The organism is Halobacillus campisalis (assembly GCF_030345335.1).
GTDB classification, from domain to species: Bacteria; Bacillota; Bacilli; order Bacillales; family Halobacillaceae; genus Halobacillus_A; species Halobacillus_A campisalis.
The window spans coordinates 287,530-302,978 of the sequence record NZ_JAPVRC010000003.1 but is presented as its reverse complement, the minus strand read 5'-3'; the positions used below and the strand labels follow the sequence as shown (position 1 = coordinate 302,978).

20 protein-coding genes are annotated in these 15,449 nt (G+C 44.5%); 13 read left to right on the top strand and 7 right to left on the bottom strand.

The features are described from left to right. Positions 1-28 precede the first annotated feature (28 nt). The 6 genes from O2Q26_RS08975 (at position 29) to O2Q26_RS08950 (ending at position 4,280) form a co-directional block, all read left to right on the top strand. Positions 29-187: a hypothetical protein gene (locus tag O2Q26_RS08975; RefSeq protein WP_289215593.1), complete on the top strand. Its 159-nt coding sequence runs from the start codon at positions 29-31 to the stop codon at positions 185-187. A gap of 348 nt (positions 188-535) precedes the next feature. Continuing rightward, positions 536-754, top strand: a complete 219-nt coding sequence (locus O2Q26_RS08970) for a hypothetical protein (protein ID WP_390216130.1) — start codon at positions 536-538, stop codon at positions 752-754. 178 nt (positions 755-932) lie between these two features. Then, positions 933-1,187 carry a hypothetical protein gene (locus O2Q26_RS08965; protein ID WP_289215592.1) on the top strand — a complete coding sequence of 85 codons (255 nt, stop codon included), beginning with the start codon at positions 933-935 and terminating at the stop codon, positions 1,185-1,187. A gap of 132 nt (positions 1,188-1,319) precedes the next feature. Continuing rightward, positions 1,320-2,747 (top strand): SLC13 family permease, encoded by a 1,428-nt coding sequence (locus O2Q26_RS08960; protein ID WP_289215591.1) that lies wholly within the window; start codon positions 1,320-1,322, stop codon positions 2,745-2,747. 141 nt (positions 2,748-2,888) lie between these two features. After that, a complete protein-coding gene (locus O2Q26_RS08955; protein WP_289215590.1) occupies positions 2,889-3,125 on the top strand; it encodes a hypothetical protein in 237 nt (78 codons plus the stop codon). A 123-nt stretch (positions 3,126-3,248) separates the two neighbouring features. Beyond that, the gene (locus tag O2Q26_RS08950; protein WP_289215589.1) at positions 3,249-4,280 is read left to right on the top strand and encodes a serine hydrolase domain-containing protein; all 1,032 of its coding nucleotides are present in this window, start codon (positions 3,249-3,251) and stop codon (positions 4,278-4,280) included. Between the two features lie 143 nt (positions 4,281-4,423). On the opposite strand, the gene O2Q26_RS08945 is transcribed toward O2Q26_RS08950, so the two are convergent. Next, the gene (locus O2Q26_RS08945; RefSeq protein WP_289215588.1) at positions 4,424-5,059 is read right to left on the bottom strand and encodes an FMN-dependent NADH-azoreductase; all 636 of its coding nucleotides are present in this window, start codon (positions 5,057-5,059) and stop codon (positions 4,424-4,426) included. 192 nt (positions 5,060-5,251) lie between these two features. On the opposite strand from O2Q26_RS08945, the gene O2Q26_RS08940 reads away from it, so the two are divergent. Beyond that, a complete protein-coding gene (locus O2Q26_RS08940) occupies positions 5,252-5,809 on the top strand; it encodes a histidine phosphatase family protein (protein WP_289215587.1) in 558 nt (185 codons plus the stop codon). 41 nt (positions 5,810-5,850) lie between these two features. On the opposite strand, the gene O2Q26_RS08935 is transcribed toward O2Q26_RS08940, so the two are convergent. Continuing rightward, complete coding sequence (locus O2Q26_RS08935) at positions 5,851-6,759, bottom strand: Gfo/Idh/MocA family protein (protein ID WP_289215586.1); 909 nt, start codon at positions 6,757-6,759, stop codon at positions 5,851-5,853. Positions 6,760-6,853: 94 nt separating this feature from the next. Further along, positions 6,854-7,219 carry a protein YmzB gene (gene ymzB, locus O2Q26_RS08930; RefSeq protein WP_289215585.1) on the bottom strand — a complete coding sequence of 122 codons (366 nt, stop codon included), beginning with the start codon at positions 7,217-7,219 and terminating at the stop codon, positions 6,854-6,856. A 159-nt stretch (positions 7,220-7,378) separates the two neighbouring features. On the opposite strand from ymzB, the gene O2Q26_RS08925 reads away from it, so the two are divergent. Next, complete coding sequence (locus O2Q26_RS08925) at positions 7,379-7,996, top strand: NUDIX hydrolase (RefSeq protein WP_289215584.1); 618 nt, start codon at positions 7,379-7,381, stop codon at positions 7,994-7,996. A 42-nt stretch (positions 7,997-8,038) separates the two neighbouring features. Here O2Q26_RS08925 and O2Q26_RS08920 read toward each other — a convergent pair whose 3' ends face one another. The 4 genes from O2Q26_RS08920 to O2Q26_RS08905 form a co-directional block, all read right to left on the bottom strand. After that, on the bottom strand, positions 8,039-9,979 hold the full coding sequence (locus tag O2Q26_RS08920; protein WP_289215583.1) for an ABC transporter permease: 1,941 nt from the start codon (positions 9,977-9,979) through the stop codon (positions 8,039-8,041). Then, positions 9,969-10,730: an ABC transporter ATP-binding protein gene (locus O2Q26_RS08915; RefSeq protein ID WP_289215582.1), complete on the bottom strand. Its 762-nt coding sequence runs from the start codon at positions 10,728-10,730 to the stop codon at positions 9,969-9,971. Before O2Q26_RS08915 ends, O2Q26_RS08920 begins: the two co-directional genes overlap by 11 nt. 100 nt (positions 10,731-10,830) lie before the next feature. Beyond that, positions 10,831-11,838: a sensor histidine kinase gene (locus tag O2Q26_RS08910; RefSeq protein WP_289215581.1), complete on the bottom strand. Its 1,008-nt coding sequence runs from the start codon at positions 11,836-11,838 to the stop codon at positions 10,831-10,833. After that, positions 11,835-12,524: a response regulator transcription factor gene (locus O2Q26_RS08905; RefSeq protein ID WP_289215580.1), complete on the bottom strand. Its 690-nt coding sequence runs from the start codon at positions 12,522-12,524 to the stop codon at positions 11,835-11,837. Before O2Q26_RS08905 ends, O2Q26_RS08910 begins: the two co-directional genes overlap by 4 nt. Positions 12,525-12,705: 181 nt before the next feature. Here O2Q26_RS08905 and O2Q26_RS08900 point away from each other — a divergent pair, with 181 nt between their 5' ends. The 5 genes from O2Q26_RS08900 (at position 12,706) to O2Q26_RS08880 (ending at position 15,351) form a co-directional block, all read left to right on the top strand. Further along, positions 12,706-13,881: an iron-containing alcohol dehydrogenase gene (locus O2Q26_RS08900; protein WP_289215722.1), complete on the top strand. Its 1,176-nt coding sequence runs from the start codon at positions 12,706-12,708 to the stop codon at positions 13,879-13,881. A gap of 13 nt (positions 13,882-13,894) precedes the next feature. Next, the gene (locus tag O2Q26_RS08895; RefSeq protein WP_289215579.1) at positions 13,895-14,299 is read left to right on the top strand and encodes an acyl-CoA thioesterase; all 405 of its coding nucleotides are present in this window, start codon (positions 13,895-13,897) and stop codon (positions 14,297-14,299) included. 243 nt (positions 14,300-14,542) lie between these two features. Further along, a complete protein-coding gene (locus O2Q26_RS08890) occupies positions 14,543-14,674 on the top strand; it encodes a hypothetical protein (RefSeq protein ID WP_289215578.1) in 132 nt (43 codons plus the stop codon). Positions 14,675-14,774: 100 nt separating this feature from the next. Next, positions 14,775-14,966, top strand: coding sequence for a hypothetical protein (locus tag O2Q26_RS08885; protein ID WP_289215577.1), 192 nt, complete (start codon positions 14,775-14,777; stop codon positions 14,964-14,966). 160 nt (positions 14,967-15,126) lie between these two features. Further along, positions 15,127-15,351 (top strand): hypothetical protein, encoded by a 225-nt coding sequence (locus O2Q26_RS08880; RefSeq protein ID WP_289215576.1) that lies wholly within the window; start codon positions 15,127-15,129, stop codon positions 15,349-15,351. Positions 15,352-15,449 lie beyond the last annotated feature (98 nt).

Here is a 15,449-nt window from a genome sequence, read left to right as displayed (position 1 = left end):
GATTCATCTAAGAGGAAGGGGGATGAAAATGAGTCAGCTTGAGGCTTCCGCAAGCAGTACGACGAATGGAAAAGCCGTGGCTTCCCTTGTGCTTGGTATTCTATCGATTGTCACCATGATCCTTATGGTTGTCGGGCTGATCATGGGCGTCGTTGGTTTAGTACTCGGCATAATCGGTTTAAAGTAGATTAAGAAGCAGGATCAAGAAGGTAAAAAGATGGCGGTTGCCGGGATTATTTGCAGCAGCTTAGGCATTGTGCTGCCGATCTTGTTATCAGTCGTTGCATTTGTCGCTTTTATGGTGGTCTGAGTAAATAGATCACCTTGCGCAATTCCACTCATTGGGATTGCGTTTTATTTGTTATAGTTGAGGGAGAAAAAGGAGGGTGCAGCATGAAGGGTCAAGTAGATGAAATGACCTTAATGGGCTTTTAAAGAGGAGTTTGCTGGAGAAGATTGGGATAACTAAGTTCAACAATCAAATCATTTTGTAGAAGGTTATAAGGAAATCCATTCAACAGTGGAGGTACTAAAGATGGACGTATTGCTTTGGATAACTATTGGTTTCATCCTGATCGGATTCGTTGTACTCGTGTCTATGAAAAGAAGTATGGAAAGTAAGCTTGCTTTTATAAAAGAAAATCCGGAAAGTGCTGATAGTTCTATAAAATCGAAAGCCATAATTTGGTGGATCGTCAGTACCACTGCCTGGGGAGTAGTGAGTATTTTTCTTGTTGTTTTGGTATTTTCATAATCACTTTCGTCTGAGCAAGTCCTACATTAACTAAGCGAGAGCTGGAACAACGGGACCGCACTTCGCTCCCATGTATTGCTCCTAGCTTATCTAAATAGGCTAGGATAGTGTACAACCATACTTAAGTCATTTTCAAGAGCGTTTACCTTTGAAGTATCCTTAGGAGGTGTTGCCAGTTATGCTTTTTACCGGTTTGTTTTTGTTTAATGTAATAGTCGTTGCTTTATTTTTAGTTTTGTTCAAGTCATTCGGTAGAGAAAGCAAGATAAAAGGGACCTTAATGGCAGTTGTATTCATGGCTCTTTCAATTAATTCCACGTTCGCAGCCTTCGGTTATTCTACAGCGTTAGGGTATACATACATCTTTACTTACGTCATTGCGGGAATCATTGCTGTTTCCTTAACAAAAAAGGGAGCGTTAACCAACCAATGAGTGATATGAACCACAACTATTTCCTTACATGGAGGATATTTACTTTTGTCGGTTGGCGTGCTAAAGTTGAAATTGTTGTATTTTTCTATCAATTTATGAAAACGATTTCAACTGCCAGAGGAGGAACTTCATGTGGAACGCAGACAAAAAATTGGGCTGATTCTTGGTCCATTGCTTTTTGCTATCTTTTATTTTATTCCGTCCATCACCGGACTTGGAGACGAACCGCGGGCTGTTCTTGCAGTCACGGCCTGGGTGGCGACATGGTGGATTACGGAAGCACTGCCGATTCCGGCGACATCGCTCTTGCCGATCTTTCTGCTGCCGATTACGGGCGGAGCGGATCAAGAGACGGCGTCGATGGCGTACGCGGATCCGATTGTATTCATGTATATGGGTGGTTTTACGATCGCTCTAGCTATTCAGAAGTGGGACTTACATAAACGAATTGCCATGACGATTCTCTCGTTTGTCGGAACGGGGAGTCAGCGCATTGTCATGGGTGTCATTATTGCGACGGCCGGTCTTTCGATGTGGATTTCAAACGCGGCGACGGCGCTTATGATGCTTCCGATCGCGCTTGCATTGATTACGGAAATTAAGGAAAAGAACTTTTTTGATGAAGCTTCGTTGAATCGCTTCGCTAAAGGGCTGCTTCTTGCTGTGGCGTATTCCGCTTCAATCGGCGGGCTGGCGACGATCATTGGTTCTGTACCAAACGCAGCGTTTGTCGCTGTAGCGTCAAGCAGTCTCGATCGAACGGTATCTTTTTTCGACTGGTTTTTATTCGGATTCCCGCTTACTCTAATTTTACTATTTGGTCTGTACTTCTACCTGACGAGAATCCAATTCAAAATTACGAGTCAGAAAGATGTATCGTCTGATTTTGCGAAAAATCAGCTGAGAGAGCTGGGGCCGATGTCGTATGAAGAAAAAGCGGTCCTGACCGTTTTCACGGTTGTCGGTGCACTCTGGATGTCGAGTGGTTTCATACCAGAAGCCTATACTCTATCTGATACATCGATTTCAATGATCGGTGCGACTTCGATGTTCCTTTTCCCAGCGAAGAAGTCTAAAGGCGGATTGATGGTGTGGAAGGATATGAAAGAGCTGCCCTGGGGTTTGCTGCTTCTATTTGGGGGCGGACTTTCGCTTGCGGCCGCATTCGAAACCTCCAATTTAACTGGGTGGTTCGGTGAGCTGCTGCAGGGTCTTGAAGTATTGCCGTTCCTGCTTATCCTCATTGCACTGGCAACGATCGTGCTTTTCATGACGGAAATCATGTCTAACACGGCCGTGTCGAACATGCTGATTCCAATCAGTATCGGGCTTGCGCTCGGTATTGGTGCTGATCCTTACGCGATCATGGGTGTTGTCGCTCTAACGGCTTCTTGTGCCTTTATGCTGCCAATTTCAACCCCGCCGAACGCGGCTGTGTTCAGCTCAGACTATTTAACGATCGACGATATGGTGAAAGCAGGATTCTGGATGAACATCGTTGCGATCATTGTCATCGTGCTGTTCGTCTATTTCTGGCAGCCTATCGTTTTAAACTATTAGTATGAAAGCTCTCCTGTGAAAAGGGGAGCTTTTATATTTTTATTGGTAAATCTCGTATATATGAGGATAGTTTCGGAATATCAGGAAAGATTTGAAACTTATAGTGGAGTCCACCGTAACATTACAAGAAAGGACGGTATAATGAATATCGTTCTTGGTGTACTACTCACCCTATGGGGAAGTTTGATCCTATACTCTTCACTATTTAGAAAGAATCGATCGGACAACTATAAAGATAACAGCAAGATCGGTGCAAGCGGATATATAGAATGGGAGTTTTTATTTAAACTATTTAATAAGTTGCCTTATGGCATGGCTAAGAGTCTAGTAGTGATGATTGGTGCTTCCTTCATTGCGGCAGGAGCCTGGATTGTCTAAGGGTTTAAACGGGATCATACCGTAAAGAGGTGATCACTTTTTTTACTTGTAAGTGTAAACTTAAAAGTGATGGAACGGATGGAATGTCAGAAAGTATTTCGGTTGAGTGGAAGGAGAACCAATATGAAAGAAAATAGAGAATTAAACCATGTCATTACGAACGAGGTTGAAACCATAGGCTTTTCTGGAGTGGTATACGTGAAACAAGACGAGAACATAATATCAAACCTTGCCTTCGGCTACGCAGACAGGGCGGAAAAAAGGAAAAACAACTTACATACCCGTTTTGGAATAGCCTCTGGATGCAAGTTATTTACTGCTATTGGGATTAGTAAATTAATTGAAGACGGTTTGTTAAAATATGATACTTATTTAGCCGACTGTTTAGATATACACTTTCCTAACTTTGATAAAGAAATTACGATTCATCATTTGTTAACGCACACTTCCGGCATCCCTGATTACTTTGATGAAGAGAAAATGAGTGATTATGAAGATTTGTGGAAGGACTACCCTGTCTATCAAATCAATTCTCTCAAAGATTTTTTACCGTTATTTCAAAAAGAACCCATGAAGTTCGAGCCTGGACATAGGTTCCATTATAACAACGCGGGTTATATTGTCTTAGGTCTTATTCTGGAAGAACAAACGGGAAGGTCATTTAATGAATACATAGAAACTGAAATATTTCGTAAGAGCAATATGATGGATTCAGGCTATTTTGCTTTGGATCAACTCCCTGAAAATACAGCGGTAGGATACATTGATGATCATGAAGAAAATACGTGGAGAACTAATATTTATTCTATTCCTAAAAAAGGCGGGTCAGATGGGGGTGCTTTTACTACAGCAGCTGACATGATGAAGTTGTGGGAGTCCCTATTTAACTTTAAACTATTAAATGAAGAGACGACTATGAGATTGCTCAGGCCTCATGTTCATGTAAATGGAGAAATATCCTATGGTTATGGGATATGGATGAACCAAAGAGACAATCAAATTTATAAATATCATGTGATGGGATATGATCCCGGAGTCAGCTTTAGAGCTTCTGTATACCCTGATTCTAATCTGAAGATGGTTATCCCTTCCAATATCGAGTCTGGTCCTTTTGAGGTTACTAAAGTGATTGAGGGTGCTCTATTAAAAGAATAGATTCAACTTAAATTGTTAATTTTTTATGGAGCCTATCCAGCTCTACCCGCTGTTAAACAAAACGGAAACAGTTCGAACACCTCACTAACCAAAAAAAACCCCCGCCTGCACCCAGGCGGGGGTTTCGTATAATGGTTTACTTTTTACGCATTTTGATAAGAAAGCTCAGAAGCTACCTTAGCAACCTTCTCAAGACCTGCTTCAATAATCTCAACAGCCTGATCAGGAGCTGCTGCGTGACCTTCGATAACTACTTCGTCTGCAACCTTCATGCCGAAATGTCCGCCGAAGATATTACGCATGTAATTGAGTGACATTTCGATTGGAGCCATGCTCGGATCGGAATAATTTCCGCCGCGTGCGTTTAGGAAGATGACGCGCTTATCCGTCAGTAACGGTTGAAGTGCACCTTCCGCTGTATATTTAAAGCTGAAGCCAGCTTCTGCTAAATAATCGATGAACGTTTGGAGCTTGGCAGGAATGGTGAAGTTCCATAGTGGGAACGCCACAACAACGACGTCTGCTTCGCTGATTACGTCTTTTGCTTTCTGTTTAGCATCCAGCAGGCGCTGCTCGGTATCGTTCAGCTCCAGGCCTTCGTGCTGCTTTCCTAGTCCTGTGAAGACTTCCTGACCGAAGTAAGGCGTGTCTTCTTCGAACACGTCATACGTGCTGACGTTTACTTCTTTATTATCTTTTATATTTTCCAGAAACGTATCATACATTCTTGTAGATATTCCATCTGGACGGTTATTAGCTTTAATGACTAATACATTCATGGGTGAAATCCTCCTGTTTACATCTTATTTTTTCATAGTACTCAGTATAATGGCTCGAATTCGAGATATCAAATATTATACTCATTCCTGATAAAGGTGAGGACTACACTAGAATGATACTTGCTGGAAAATCAGACTTAAAAAGCTCTTGTGAGGAGGCACGGAAAAATCAACATTCATAAATGGAAGCCGATGGCAGTACGTCACACGAAGCATCGATCGCTTTTATCTATGCTGCGGGGAGGCGGGTATATTTTGTATGCCCGGCACGCGGAAGCTACCGTAGGAGAAGATGGGGTGAATTTTACCTTCATGGATTGTGCGACACAGAGAAATTTATCAGAGGCGGGCAGGGGTCAAGCGGCAGCCTATGGGGAGGCCCTGCGGCGTTTACGTATTCCTTTGGTCGCTCCGGTTCTCGCCAGTCCTTTTTGCAGAAATAGAGAAACTGCCGAGCTGGCGTTTGGAAGAGTGGCAGTTCAAGTCGATCCTTTCTGGGTGGAAGTGTATCGGTTGAGCAGGAATGTGTCGCAGGCAGAGGAGGCTGACATTCTGCGCTCTTTGCAGTCACGTTTAGAATTTCCTCCGCCTGCTGGGACGAATCGAGTGATTATTGCGCACAGCTTCCCTGAATCTGTGGGATTAGGTGCCATACCTAATATGGGGACTGTGATCGTGAAGCCTCTTGGGCGGGGGAAAGGTTATGAAGTGGCCGGTCGTGTCTCTTTAGAGGAGTTGAGTCGTTATTAAACATTGAGAAAACCCCACGAATCCGTGAGGTTTTTTTAAGCTTACGCCTTTTCGTCAATCGTTTTGACAATTTTTTCGCAGATGTGATGTGTGAGAAGTGAATCCTCGATAGACGGGTCAGGCTTCTCGTTATTTCGTACGCAATCGATAAAATGGTCGGCTATTTGATAGAAGCCGCGTTTATACAAAGTCGGTTCCCAGTCCCCGAATGTGGATAGATTGATTTCTTTATTATGGTAGTGGGTCGTTTCCACGAGACTCTTCACTACATATTTATCATGACCGGTCGAGTATTCGATGATTTCTTCTGTGACTCCGCCATTTCTGTTCATGACGCCCATAGCGGTGCAGTCGTCACCGATCAGCTGGATGATCAAATGATCCATTATTTCTCCATTTTTCAGGCACTGCACGTTTACATCCTTGACGTCGGTGTTCATTAAAAAGCGGAGAGTATCAACGACGTGGATGAAGTCTTCGACAACAAACCTACGCACATAGTCAGGAGAAGCGAATCTGTTTTTTTGAATAAGAATCAGGCTGGGTTTTCCTTTTTCTCTAAGCTCATTCACTTTTGGGATGAACCTTCTGTTAAATCCGACCATGGCGACTTTGCCGCTTTCTTTTGCAAGCTGAACGATTCTTTCCGTTTCGTCCAAATTCATGGAAATCGGTTTGTCTATGTATACATGAATGCCGTTTAGGAGCAGCTTTTCGGCGAGTTCAAAGTGAGCTTCGGTCGCGGCACTGATGAACGCTGCATCTACTCCTTTGTCGATGAGTTCGTCTACGGTCTGGACCTTATTCTCGATCTTATATTTGGCAGCTGATTTGTTCAGTGTTTCTTCATTTCTCGTGCAAAGGACAAGCTCGATTCCTTCTTTTTCGGAAAGAACGGGCAGGTAGGCTTTCTTCGCAATATCTCCCAATCCAACAATTCCGATTTTCATCCTCATTCCTCCCATATTTTTGCATTATCTTCATTGTACCTTACCTCAAGTGAAGGGCAATCAAAAACCACCTGAGAGCTCAGGTGGTTTTTGACTAGGGCAGATAATTTTCTGAAGCGACTTCTATGGTATACGTTCCTCTGTCGGTAAGCAGGGAAAAGCGCTGATTGTCGAATTGGTACAACGTCGAGTCTTCAAGCGGTATTTCATACGTCGAATCGGGAAGCGGCTGCGTGTTGGAAGCGACGGTTTCCGTTACCCCTGTCCCATTGAGCAGTAACGTATGCATCGCTTCATATTGATCGGATCGTCTCGTATTCGTTGAATAGGAGATGTCCTTTAATTCCATGACCACCCTGTCGAGATCATCCAGCTCGTGTTTTATGATTCTAATCGTTTGACCGCTCCACTTCTGCAGCAGTTCATTGAATTCCTCTACGGATAAAGATCGCTCATTCATCGTCATCCCTCCTGATTTTATAATTTCCAAGAAGTGTCGATTCATACAGAACCGCTGTGGAATTTAGGTTTTGCTGGCAGGAAGAAGCGATATTCTGTAAACCCCCGGCTCATCAGCGTATAATGAACCTATGACTATTTCGTAAAAAGGGTGGAAATTATGGAACGAAAAACGATTACACATACATTAAAAAATCACACACCCTCCGTAATCGGACAGAAGGAATTGAACCACTTTTCTATTCTTGTTCCTCTCATTGAAAAGGACGGAGAGCTTCACTTATTGTTTGAAGTGCGTTCGCTTGAGATGAGAAGGCAGCCAGGCGAGATTTGTTTTCCCGGGGGGAAAGTGGACAGGAGGGAATCGCCACAGGAGGCTGCGGTAAGGGAAGCGAAAGAGGAGCTTGGGATTGAGGATGGAGATTTTGGCGAGGTTTATCCATTCGACTATATGCTTTCCCCTTTTGGCCGAATGATGGTGGATACGTATGTTGGCTTTCTAGACTGTACAGAGGAGAGCATACAGTCTAATCCTGCTGAGGTGGAAGAGGTATTCACTGTGCCGCTTTCCTTTTTCAAACGTACAAAGCCGAAGGTTCACTATGTAAATTTTGAAGTGAAGCCGGAAGATGGTTTTCCTTTTGATTTGATTGCGAACGGTGAGGATTATGAGTGGCAGACTCGGAAAATGGAAGAGTATTTTTATCAGTATGAAGGCAGAGTGATCTGGGGACTGACGGCGAGGATACTTGCGGCTTTTGTGGACTCTATTGAATAAATGTAAAAGGATCCAGAGCGACGACAGCTCTGGATCCTTCTTTTATAGGGATTCTCTAATGACTTTCTTATAATACAACACGGACAACAGTCCAAAAATCGAATACAGTCCCGTGTACACGCCCATCACAAGCAGCATCGGAGTCCAGAGCTCGGTTCCGAAGAAGAACCAGCCGGATTGAACGGCAAAATAGCTGTGCAGCAGTCCGATGAGCAGAGGGATTCCAAAGTTGAACACCTGCTTGCCCTGGATCCCTTTTAACAAGTCATGGCGGGTATAGCCGAGCTTTCTTAAGATCGTGTAGTTCGGCTGTTCTTCTTCACTTTCTTCCATTTGCTTAAAGTAAAGGACGCAGCCCGAGGTGATCAGAAACGCGAGTCCGAGAAATCCGACGATAAACATCACGAGCCCCATGTTCTGCTTCTGCGTGCGTTCAGTGGCATACTGAGAGTCATTGCCGTATTCTTCACTGATGGCCAGGTTTTGAAAAAGCTCATCCGCTTCTGCTCTGTTTTCGCCTTCCTCTAATTGAAGTCCGATATACAGGGACGAATCACGCTGAATGTCCTCGTCGATGTCATTGGAAATGATGTCGAACGTTTTTTCATCCACCACGGCTGTAGGAAATCCGCCAGTAAAGTAAATAGGAAGCAGGTCTTCTTCGGCAAGGCCGATATATTGCTGTTCTAATTTTTCATTAGCTGTATGGATGACGATGTCCCCGGAATCCTCCAGGCTCATCAATTGCTGTAAGGCATCATTGTACCCGGTTAACAGCGTTTCCGTCTCCTGGATGTCCATGTCAGCGGCTTTCTCACTGATGAAGGCAATATCCGTAATGCCGTCATTTAAGCTGATTTCCTGTAAGTTGGCTCCAACGATATTAGTGATATCCGCCTCTGCGATAACGACTTCGATCCTCTCTTCGCTATACTCAATGCCGTTTTCAGAAAAGATCTGTCCGAGCTCATCGGCTGCTTCTTCCGTGACTACCGTGAAATCAGCAGGGGTGCTGGCTTCGGCCGTTTTTTCAGCGGAATAGTAAGAAATATAACTTAACGACAGCAGTCCGATCGCCAAAGCGGAAATCGTCGTAATGATCGTAAGCAGCATTGCATTTGATTTCATGCGGAACATGATCGAGGAAAGGGAAAGTACCTCATTGATGTTCAAATAGCCGCTTTTATTTTTCCGGATGAGATTGGCGACAAACCGCACCGATCCTTTGTAGAAAAAGTACGTCCCGATAATGACGGAGGCGAGGATGAAGATCATCACCATGAACAGCGTGTTCATCGAGGTGAAGTCTCCTTCAAATAGTTTGGACGACACGTAATAGCCTGTCGCGATCAGTCCAATGCCAAGGATCCCCATTAGAATTTCCAGAACCGAGATGTTTTTCACCCGGCCTTCGGTTTTGGATTTCACCTGAAACAAGGAGAGGATACTCTGGCGTTTAATAAACCAATAATTCATCAGCATGATCACGGCATAAATGGCGGCGAACACGAGAATCGTCTGCAGAAAAGCTGGAAACGAGAAGCTGAGGGTCGCCACATCATCCACTTCCATAATTTTAAACAGCGTCATGGTGACGAGTTTGGATATGGAAAAGCCGAGGAGCGTCCCGAGAAGCAGCGATCCGAAATAGATCATCAGATTTTCGATGCTTAATATGCTGAAAATGCGGTTTTTCGTCATTCCGATCAGCTGGAACAAGCCGATTTCCTGACTGCGGCGTTTAATGAATAAATTATTTGCGTAAAAAAGGAAAATCGCCACGATCGCCACGAGTAAAATAGAAGCGGCTCTTACGGCGGCAGCTCCTCTAATCGAGCCGGTCGCTTCATCCATCGAAGGGTCGTACTGCAGGGTGACGAATGAAAAGTAAAGCGCCACGCTGAATGTTAAAGCAAACACGTACAGGTAATAGTTCTTCAGGTTCTTTTTCAAATTGCGGAAAATGAGTTGATTAATGCTCATAGTGCACCCCGCCGAGCACGCCCTGCGTCTTAATAATATCCTTCAGGAATGTCTGGCGCGTCTGGTCGCCTTTGTTCAATTGAGTATAGATGCTGCCATCCTTAATAAAAACCACGCGGCTGCTGTAGCTGGCGGCAACGGGATCGTGTGACACCATCACAATTGTAGCCTGCCGCTTGGCATTTAAGCTGCTCATTTTATCTAACAGATCAGAGGCAGATTTAGAATCGAGCGCGCCGGTCGGTTCATCGGCAAAAATAATGCTCGGCTCATGAATGAAGGCCCGTGCGGCGGACGTCCGCTGCTTCTGTCCGCCGGAAATTTCATTCGGGTATTTGTGCTCGATATCTTCTATACCGAGCTCAGCTGCCGCTGCCTGGAACTTTTCATTGGCCGCTTTCTTCGATACTTTCGATATCGATAACGGCAGCAGGATGTTTTCTTTGACCGTTAATGTATTGAGCAGGTTATATTCTTGAAAAATGAATCCGAGATGATGCTTTCTGAATTCCGCCAGCTGTTTTTCTTTTTGGGCGGTCAGTTCCTTGCCTTCGATTTTAATCGTCCCATGGCTGACACGGTCGATGGTAGATAAAACATTGAGCAGCGTCGTCTTTCCGGATCCGGATGCGCCCATGATCGTGACGAATTCGCCTTTCTCAATACTAAGATCAATGCCTTTTAATACTTCCTGCTTCGTGAATTTATTTCCGTAGCTTTTATGGATTTTTTGAGCTTCTAGAATGTTCATGTGTGTACCCCCGGTTTTCGTGATACCCCTATTGTATAAGTTCCGGCAGGGGGAGTCCTTTCATTCACCGAACAAAAAAGAAAAGCGAGTGACACTTTTGTCACACGCCCTGGATTTCAATGAATTCGTTCGCTTTCGGGAAGGTGAGCGTAAAGGAGGCGCCAGATCCGGGCGTCGATTGAACATCGATTTCGATGTGCAGCGGCGCTGCGGATTTTTTCGCTAAATAAAGACCCATGCCGGTAGCTGCGGTATCGTGGTGCCGGCTTGTTGATGTGAAGCCTTTCTCGAAGATGCGAGCCAGGTCACGTGCTTCGATGCCGCGCCCGCGATCGATGACTTGCAGGTTTGTTTGCCCTTTATGCTCGCGGCTTATGACGGTAATGTCAGAGCCTTCCTCACTGTATTTCACGGCATTCGTCAGCAGCTGGCGGAGGATAAAGCCGAGCCATTTGGCGTCGCTGAGTACGGTCGGAATGGAAAGATCAACATCGAATCCGATTCCTTTCTGCATACACCATGAACGCAGCGTATTGATTTCACTGTGCAGGAGCGGCTCGAGCTCCACTTTTTCTACATATAAGTCATTTTCGATGAAAGGCATACGCTTCTGGTGCAGCTGTTGATCCAGCAACAAGTGCACTCGCAGCCATTCGTGTGTCAGCTGCGCCTTCAGCTCGCGGTCTTCCACTCGATCGATGATTAAGTGCATCGCCGTCAAAGGCGTTTTCACTTCATGGATCCAGGAGAGAAGCTCATCTTTCTCCTGTTCAAGCCGTAAGTGATGAGCTGATGATTTCTCCTGCAGCTCCATGATCGGCTCAGTGATGTTGTGATCGATCAAATATTCAAGCGGCCGCCCGGGCTCAGGCAGGCTGGTAAGATCAAGGTCATGCTTCCGTTCCTCAAGCTCTTTGAAAAACTTCGTTTCACGCGGATAGCGAACAATTACAAATATCGTAAACAGCACCGTCGACAGAAACACATAGTACAACATAGCGCTATAAGGAATGGCGGAATCAAGGTAGGCAATCAGCAAGGCAAGCAGCTGCAGCAGCACAAAAACAAGCAGCCAGCTCCGGCGCTCCTTTAAGAATGTACGAATCATCCGCTCACCTGATCGATCGCCATATACCCCTGGCCGACCTTCGTTTCAATCGCATCACCAAGATCGAGCTCCGCTAACTTTTTCCGAAGCCGGTTCACATTGACCGTCAGCGTATTGTCACTGACAAAACGCTGATCATCCCACAATCGATTCATGATCTCGTCCCGGCTGACAATCTGATTCTTGCGTTCCATCAGCAGCTTTAATATGAGCATCTCGTTTTTCGTCAGCTCCATCATTCCCTGCTCATTCGTAACCCGGTTCCGTTGAAAATCGACCGTCGCTCCGAGCCACGTCTTAAGCTCCGGCGATTCACTGCTGTAGTTATAGACACGTCGCAAGATAGCCTGGATCTTCGCAATCAGCACGTCAAAGTGAAACGGCTTCTGCACGAAATCATCCGCTCCGAGGTTCATCGACATGACCATGTCGGTCGGGTGGTCCCGGGACGATAAGAAAATGATCGGCACATTCGAATGCTCGCGAATCATCCGGCACCAGTGGAAGCCGTCAAACTTCGGCAGTTGGATATCGATAATCACTAAATCAGGCTGGACGCTCGTAAACACGCCCATAATGTCATGAAAGTTTTCAATTCCGTAAACGTTATATTCCCACTGAGCCAGCCGCTCCTGGATTTCTTTAAAAAGGGAAGCATCATCTTCAATCAGTAAAATCTTAAACAACGAACTCACCACGCTTTCTATGGAAATTATATCAAACTTTATCGGAGCCAGGGAGAGGCGGGAAGGCAGGGGTGCTTTGAATCTCCGTACCTCACCTCCTTCATAATAGTTGACGAGTACACTTCCCCATCTTAAAATCAATATATTGGAAGCGTTACCTAAATCATGAAGGAGTGATCGTATCTATCCATTCATATCACCGAAACACATTTACTACGGAGAAGAGTCCTTACATAGGCTGACCGACATCATCGAAACCCTCGACGTCAAGAACGCCCTGATCATCACGGACCCGATGCTCGAAGAACTTAAAATTATAGAACCCGTTATTGAATTATTACGTAAGAAGGAGATAGAATGGAACGTCATCTCAGACGTCGTAGCCGAGCTGCCGATTGAAACGGCGGATCAAGCCGTCGAACAAGCCCGCCACTACCAGCCGGAACTCGTCATCGGCATAGGCGGAGGGAGTGCGCTCGACCTTGCGAAGGCCGTGTCCGTCCTGCTAGAGAACCCAGGGGAGATCCATGAGTACTTGAACCTAAACGGAGAGAAGGTATTAAAACGCCAGGGAGTCCCTAAAGTACTCATCCCTACGACTGCAGGCACGGGCTCGGAGGTGACTGATATTTCCGTATTCTCTCTGAAAGATACGAAGGATGTCATCACCCACGATTATCTGCTTGCTGACTATGCGATTGTCGATCCGTTATTAACTTACACGCTGCCGCAAAAAGTAACCGCCGCGAGTGGGATTGACGCGCTTGTCCATGCATTAGAAGCCTATACATCGACGCAGTCGACGCCGCTGACCGATTCGCTGGCGTTAGAAGCGATCGGCAAAATCACGGCTAATATTAGAACAGCCGTCTGGAATGGAGCGGACAGAGAGGCCCGCGAGCAAATGGCGTCAGGCAGCTTGATCGCCGGCCTGAGCTTTTTCAATGCAGGCGTAGCTGGCGTCCATGCGTTAGCCTATCCCCTAGGCGGCCAATTCAAGATCCCCCACGGTGAATCCAATGCGGTATTGCTGCCTTATGTTTATGACAGCATATGGCTGGCGTGTCTCGATAAACTCGTGAAAGTCGCTGACGTGATGGGTGTGCCGACCAAAGGCAAAGACCGGCGGACGATCGCCCAGGACACGGTCCAGGCTTTATTTTATCTTGTCGAGGATGTGGGCTTACCTACGAAGCTTATCGCCTATAACATCCAAAGAGACGACGTTGAATCTCTAACGGAAAACGCTCTTAAACAAGCGAGACTGCTGAAAAGAAGCCCGAAACAATTGGATGAAAAAAGCATAAAAGAGATTTACTATAATGCCTTTCAAGGTACGTTCACTCACAATCGGTAAAGGGAGGATCGCCATGTTTAAAATGACTATCGAACCTCGCGTGTCCGAAACCGATGGAGTCGGACATATCAATAACACCGTCGTGCCCGTCTGGCTCGAAGCCGGGCGCAACCCGCTGTTCAAGCTCTTTACACCTGACGACAATTTTGACCATTGGAAAATGATCATCATTAATATGAACATCGATTACGTCAGCCAGATTTATTTCGGCATCGACGTCGACATCTGCACATGGGTAAAAAAGGTCGGCAATACGAGTTTGCAGTTGTATGAAGAAGTCTGGCAAAAGGATACGCTGTGTGCAAAAGGGCATACGACGTACGTGAACTACAATTTGGAGAAGCAAACACCGGAACGAATCCCGGACGATATTCGGAAAGAATTGCTTGGTCATTTGTATAATGAGGAATCTTTATAGAGAAACGCCTGGTCCTTATGGGGACGGGCGTTTTTTGTAGTGAGTGAATTTGAAGGGATAGATGGGGAGGTATCTCGGAACTGAGTTTTATAGATAAGGGCAGGTTAGTGGAAGACTCAGTTTCGAGATAAAATGAATTTTTGGAAAGTATTGCGGAGATTGAAGAATTTTGAAATGATTAAACTAACAAATTCTTTTTCCAAAGGTAATGCGAATATAACTGTAATAGTTAGGAGTGAAAAGATGCTAGAACTAATTTTAATCGGAATATTAGTGGTTCTAATAGCTATTGCGCGCAATATTAAGTTGCTCGGGGAAAAACTACTTGAAAATTCGGAAAAACAAAATGAAACTAAGAAGAAGGAAAGGGACTAATTTTGAAGCCTTAGAATTTAACGGTTATCTTGATTTCAATTCTTCTTGTTACTGGGGCTATAATGTAAAAAATAGTTGAATTGTCGGCAGGAGGGATATTATGAATAAAGAGACTTTATTAAAAATCATTGGGACTCCTGTTCTTGTGTTCTTTGGTATGTGGATAGCTGAATTAATTTTTAATTTTGATATGGAACCAACGGGCAAGGTAGTTTATTTTATATCGACTACCATACTATTATATATCTTGACCTTTACAAATTTTATTAAGAAACACGATAAAGATAAGTAATAGAACTTCTATGATATATCTCAACTTCGAGTCTTTCTGTATCGGGGGCAATTGTTCAATAATCAGGTCTAATACTACGCAATTCCTTAGGAAATATATGGTTTATTGATGTTATAGTTAAAATACAATATTAGAGATTTCGACGCTAGGAGGTATTAATATGTCAAAAAACACCGAAAGAAATACCGGAATTGACAAAACCATCAAAAAAGTCCCATTAGGTTATGGGATAATTGCTCCTGCAGTCGTTTTGATTTCTTGTGTATTACTAACAATAAACAGTATTAAAGATTCGGATTATATTTTCTCTTTTATAAGTGGTTCTTTTTCAATTGTTGTGGCAGCTACACTATTAATTAATATTGCAAAATTAATTAATAGATAAGAGGTTAGTTTTACAGTGCAAGTTTAAAATATCTTGATATCGAGTCTTCACGTAACTGGGGGCGATTGAGCAACCTTAATAGGGACTTCATTGCTACC

Excerpts from the sequence above, each read along its gene's own strand:
- O2Q26_RS08880 (WP_289215576.1), top strand. The coding sequence starts at position 15,127 with ATGTCAAAAAACACCGAAAGAAATACCGGAATTGACAAAACCATCAAA.
- O2Q26_RS08885 (WP_289215577.1), top strand. The coding sequence starts at position 14,775 with ATGAATAAAGAGACTTTATTAAAAATCATTGGGACTCCTGTTCTTGTG.
- O2Q26_RS08935 (WP_289215586.1), bottom strand. The coding sequence starts at position 6,759 with ATGAAAATCGGAATTGTTGGATTGGGAGATATTGCGAAGAAAGCCTAC.
- O2Q26_RS08925 (WP_289215584.1), top strand. The coding sequence starts at position 7,379 with ATGGAACGAAAAACGATTACACATACATTAAAAAATCACACACCCTCC.
- O2Q26_RS08945 (WP_289215588.1), bottom strand. The coding sequence starts at position 5,059 with ATGAATGTATTAGTCATTAAAGCTAATAACCGTCCAGATGGAATATCT.
- O2Q26_RS08940 (WP_289215587.1), top strand. The coding sequence starts at position 5,252 with ATGGCAGTACGTCACACGAAGCATCGATCGCTTTTATCTATGCTGCGG.
- O2Q26_RS08920 (WP_289215583.1), bottom strand. The coding sequence starts at position 9,979 with ATGAGCATTAATCAACTCATTTTCCGCAATTTGAAAAAGAACCTGAAG.
- O2Q26_RS08915 (WP_289215582.1), bottom strand. The coding sequence starts at position 10,730 with ATGAACATTCTAGAAGCTCAAAAAATCCATAAAAGCTACGGAAATAAA.
- O2Q26_RS08950 (WP_289215589.1), top strand. The coding sequence starts at position 3,249 with ATGAAAGAAAATAGAGAATTAAACCATGTCATTACGAACGAGGTTGAA.
- ymzB (WP_289215585.1), bottom strand. The coding sequence starts at position 7,219 with ATGAATGAGCGATCTTTATCCGTAGAGGAATTCAATGAACTGCTGCAG.
- O2Q26_RS08975 (WP_289215593.1), top strand. The coding sequence starts at position 29 with ATGAGTCAGCTTGAGGCTTCCGCAAGCAGTACGACGAATGGAAAAGCC.
- O2Q26_RS08895 (WP_289215579.1), top strand. The coding sequence starts at position 13,895 with ATGTTTAAAATGACTATCGAACCTCGCGTGTCCGAAACCGATGGAGTC.
- O2Q26_RS08955 (WP_289215590.1), top strand. The coding sequence starts at position 2,889 with ATGAATATCGTTCTTGGTGTACTACTCACCCTATGGGGAAGTTTGATC.
- O2Q26_RS08965 (WP_289215592.1), top strand. The coding sequence starts at position 933 with ATGCTTTTTACCGGTTTGTTTTTGTTTAATGTAATAGTCGTTGCTTTA.
- O2Q26_RS08970 (WP_390216130.1), top strand. The coding sequence starts at position 536 with ATGGACGTATTGCTTTGGATAACTATTGGTTTCATCCTGATCGGATTC.
- O2Q26_RS08910 (WP_289215581.1), bottom strand. The coding sequence starts at position 11,838 with ATGATTCGTACATTCTTAAAGGAGCGCCGGAGCTGGCTGCTTGTTTTT.
- O2Q26_RS08890 (WP_289215578.1), top strand. The coding sequence starts at position 14,543 with ATGCTAGAACTAATTTTAATCGGAATATTAGTGGTTCTAATAGCTATT.